Source organism: Pseudanabaena sp. 'Roaring Creek' (assembly GCF_001402795.1).
Lineage (GTDB): Bacteria > Cyanobacteriota > Cyanobacteriia > Pseudanabaenales > Pseudanabaenaceae > Pseudanabaena.
Map to the genome: position 1 here is coordinate 1 of NZ_LIRE01000092.1, position 3,828 is coordinate 3,828.

The 3,828-nt window shown below is 44.2% G+C and carries 3 protein-coding genes; 2 read left to right on the forward strand and 1 reads right to left on the reverse strand.

Translation table 11 applies throughout. The features are described 5' to 3' along the window. Positions 1-144: 144 nt before the first annotated feature. Positions 145-1,050: a phosphoribulokinase gene (locus AC805_RS03030; RefSeq protein WP_055074046.1), complete on the reverse strand. Its 906-nt coding sequence runs from the start codon at positions 1,048-1,050 to the stop codon at positions 145-147. Positions 1,051-1,350: 300 nt separating this feature from the next. Here AC805_RS03030 and dusB point away from each other — a divergent pair, with 300 nt between their 5' ends. Both dusB and lptC read left to right on the forward strand, forming a co-directional pair. Beyond that, positions 1,351-2,424, forward strand: coding sequence for a tRNA dihydrouridine synthase DusB (dusB, locus tag AC805_RS03035; RefSeq protein ID WP_055074047.1), 1,074 nt, complete (start codon positions 1,351-1,353; stop codon positions 2,422-2,424). 67 nt (positions 2,425-2,491) lie between these two features. Further along, positions 2,492-3,619: an LPS export ABC transporter periplasmic protein LptC gene (gene lptC, locus AC805_RS03040; protein WP_055074048.1), complete on the forward strand. Its 1,128-nt coding sequence runs from the start codon at positions 2,492-2,494 to the stop codon at positions 3,617-3,619. Positions 3,620-3,828: the final 209 nt, after the last annotated feature.

Genomic DNA, 3,828 nt, shown 5'->3' on the forward strand with positions numbered 1-3,828 from the left:
CTCTAAGAGATCCCCCTCAATCCCCCTTAAAAAGGGGGAAGAATTTAATTCTCCCCCCTTTTTAAGGGGGGCTGGGGGGATCTAGTGAATTCTTAAATGGTTTCTTAAATGGTTTCCTAAAGCTAAACTACTGAAACTTTTTGATTATGATTGGAGCTTTTTCGATTCAACTAACATCGAGTCAATCAATGGTTGCAGAATCAATTCCATCGCAAAGCCCATCTTGCCACCAGGGACAACCAAAGTCGTATGGCGCGACATAAAGGAATCATGGATCATGTCAAGCAGATAGGGGAAGTCAATACTAAACTTCTCACGGAAGCAACGATTGGTATGAATGATGACGAAGCTTTCATCAAGAGTAGGAATATCGCGGCAGATGAAAGGATTGGAAGTATCAACAGTGGGAACCCGTTGGAAGTTGATATGAGTTCTGGAGAACTGAGGCGCAATGTAATTTACATAGTCAGGCATCCGACGCAAAATTGTATCGACGATCGCTTCGGCACTATAACCACGTTCGGCATTATCGCGATGAATTTTTTGAATCCATTCCAAATTTACAATGGGAACTACACCCACTAACAAATCAACATGCTGAGCAACGTCAATATCTTTGGCAACGATACCACCATGCAAACCTTCATAAAAAAGCATATCTGTATCATCTTCGATGCTTTCCCAAGGCGTGAATTCCCCAGGTTTTGCCTCAGTCCCAAGACGTTCATTGTGGAACTCCGCTTCTTCTGTACTGTGGAGGTAGTAGCGTCTTTGACCGTTACCAGTCTCTCCATATTCTTTGAAGAGGGCTTCTAGTTTATCTAATACGTTAGCATCTAAACCGAAGTGACTCATGTTGCGTCCTTCAGCCGTAGCTTGCTTCATTACCTCACGCATTTCTAGACGGTTATATTTGTGATAGCTATCGCCTTCGACGATCGCAGCCTTGATATTTTCCATCAAGAAAATATGTTCAAATGCGCGTTTGACGGTGCTAGTTCCAGCTCCCGACGAACCTGTTACCGAAATAACTGGATGTTTTTTAGACAAATTTTTTCTCCTTAATTTTATTTTATTTATTCAGATCGATATTCAGATTAATATTCAGATTAATATTCAGATCGATATATTTTGTACTAATACCAAAACTAAAAATGACGTAGCCATTTTTAGTTTTTCAAACCCTCACTAGGTTTGGTTTTGAATTCACAAAAGCGTTGTCACACTTTCGTGAATTGGTATAACGTGAGTGCGATCGCTAGAAGACCAAGATTCACAAAAAACATTAAAACTACTATACCTTTGTATATAGCGCCCAAGAAAGCAAAATTTAGGGCAAAGTTTACAGTCATGCACTCTGGGCTATCGAAATTACCGCAAAAATTCACCCAACCTTTAACTATTGGCAACGTTACTCTCCAAAGTCGCGTGTTGCAATCACCATTGTCAGGGGTGACGGATTTAGTATTTCGGCGATTGGTGCGCCGCTATGCCGCTGATTCGATGCTCTATACCGAGATGATCAGCGCAACGGATCTCCACCATATGAAGGCTTTGCCCAAACTGATGGAGATCGATCGCCATGAAACGCCGATCAGCATTCAGCTTTTTGATTGTCGTCCTGAATTTCTTGCGGAGGCAGCTCAGAAGGCAGTTTTAGAAGGGGCAGATACCGTAGACATTAATATGGGCTGTCCCGTGAATAAAATTACCAAGAAGGGTGGAGGATCGTCACTATTGCGGCAGCCCGAACTTGCCGCCCAGATTGTGCGATCGGTAGTTGCGGCTGTGGATATTCCCGTCACCGTCAAAACTCGCCTCGGCTGGGATGATGCCGAAATTACGATCTTAGACTTTGCGAAGCGGATGGAGGATGCGGGGGCAAAGATGATCACCGTTCATGCCAGAACGCGATCGCAGGGCTATACGGGGCAAGCTAAATGGGAATGGATTCAGAAAGTTAAAGAAGTATTGACAATTCCCGTAATTGCCAATGGTGATATTTTTTCCGTTGAAGCGGCGATCGCCTGTTTAGAAGCCACTGGAGCCGATGGAGTCATGTGTTCGCGGGGGACTTTGGGCTATCCGTTTTTAGTGGGCGAAGTCGATCACTTTTTAAAGACAGGTGAATATTTACCAAAGCCATCCGCGATCGCCTGCTTGGAAGTGGCTAAGGAGCATTTACAAGGACTGTGGGACTACAAAGGGATGCGCGGTATCCGCCAATCGCGCAAACATATGACTTGGTATGCTAAGGGATTTGCGGGAGCGGCAGCCTTGCGGGAGCGTCTCTGTCGGATCGAGTCATTACAGGATGGCTTAGATTGCCTCGATCGGGCGATCGCCCAATTGTCGGATAATCGGGATGTTTTTCAGGCGATCGCCCCTGAAGATATGGCAGAAATGATCGCTATGCAGCAATAATATCTGTAACTAAAATTTGCACCCTACCCAGTAAGGCGTAAATCTCGTAACTTTATCAAAAAGGATCATGCAACTATTTAGCCGCCGTAACTTGCGCCTGTTTATCATCATTTTTGTGACAACAGTAATCCTATTCGCACTAGGGTGGTTTATATTTTTACGCCCTTCAGTTACCAACCTAAATAAGTCGGCGCAAGTTGCTGGTTCTAGCCTCCAAAATATCACCCTGACTGAATTTGATGCCAATGGGAAGCTGCTGTGGGAAATTACTTCCAAGCAGGCTAACTACCGTGAAGATCGCAAAATCGCTGATGTTGAGGATGTCAAAGGAAAATTTTATCGGGATGGCGAACTGCTAATGGAAGCCACGGGCGATAAAGGGACGATCGATCAAGCGGGTAAGGCTATTTCGTTAGATGGGAATATTAAGGCGATCGTTATCCAAGAAAAAATCAATATGAAAGCCGACCAGATGATCTGGAAATCTTCGGAAGATCTGCTCAAGGCAAAAGGCAATGTCCAGATTGATAAGCCCGAAGACAAACTGAGAATGACGGGTAAAGAATTAACGGCAAAGCCCAGTACAAACGTCTATAGCTTAGAGAAACAAGTCATCGTTACCGCTGTCGAGCCGCCCTTAGAAATGAAGAGTGAGAAAGTTACTTGGGATGCGAAGCGCGATCGCGTATATACGGAGGTTCCTCTTTCTGTGATCCAAATCAAGGATAAAATGCAGTTAAATGCCAATCGGGGGGATTGGAACATTCAAAAGAAAGAAGTTACTTTTAATGGTGATATCAAAGCGAAGGATCCCAAACTAGATGTTTATCTTGAAGCATCCCAAGCCGTTTGGAATCTGGAGAAAAAACTAGTAACTCTACCCGTTCCCTTTACGGGAGGGAGCAAGAGCCGTGGGATCACCGTTAAAGCCGATAAGGGAGAAGCCCGCATCGAAAAGGAGCAAATCAACCTCACAGGTCAAGTATTGGCAAGTTTTAGTTCTACTCAGGGTGTGGTTAATGCCGATAAAGTGGAATGGTTAATTCCCACTAAAACAATTACGGCGGATGGCAATATTTCCTATCAACAACCCGATAAGAGTCTTAATGTCAGAGGCGATCGCGCTGTAGCAAATCTCGAATCGCAAACGGTCACGGTTACAGGGACTAATGTCATCTCCACCTTAAATCCTTGAGTTGTCCAAGAGACAAGTGGCGGCGCAAAGCGCCGCCACTTGTCTCTTGGGATTTGATTAGTCTTATACCAATTCACTGAAGTGATCCAACACTTCAATGAATTATAGTTGTTTTAAATAACTTGTAGACGGGCTTCGACTTCGCTCAGCCCTCGGTGTAAGCTAGCTGAGCGAAGTCGAAGCTGTAGTTTTTATTTGAATTATCTATA

What these genes read in the sequence shown, in the direction of transcription:
- dusB (WP_055074047.1), top strand. Translation starts at nt 1,351, where the DNA reads ATGCACTCTGGGCTATCGAAATTACCGCAAAAATTCACCCAACCTTTA.
- lptC (WP_055074048.1), top strand. Translation starts at nt 2,492, where the DNA reads ATGCAACTATTTAGCCGCCGTAACTTGCGCCTGTTTATCATCATTTTT.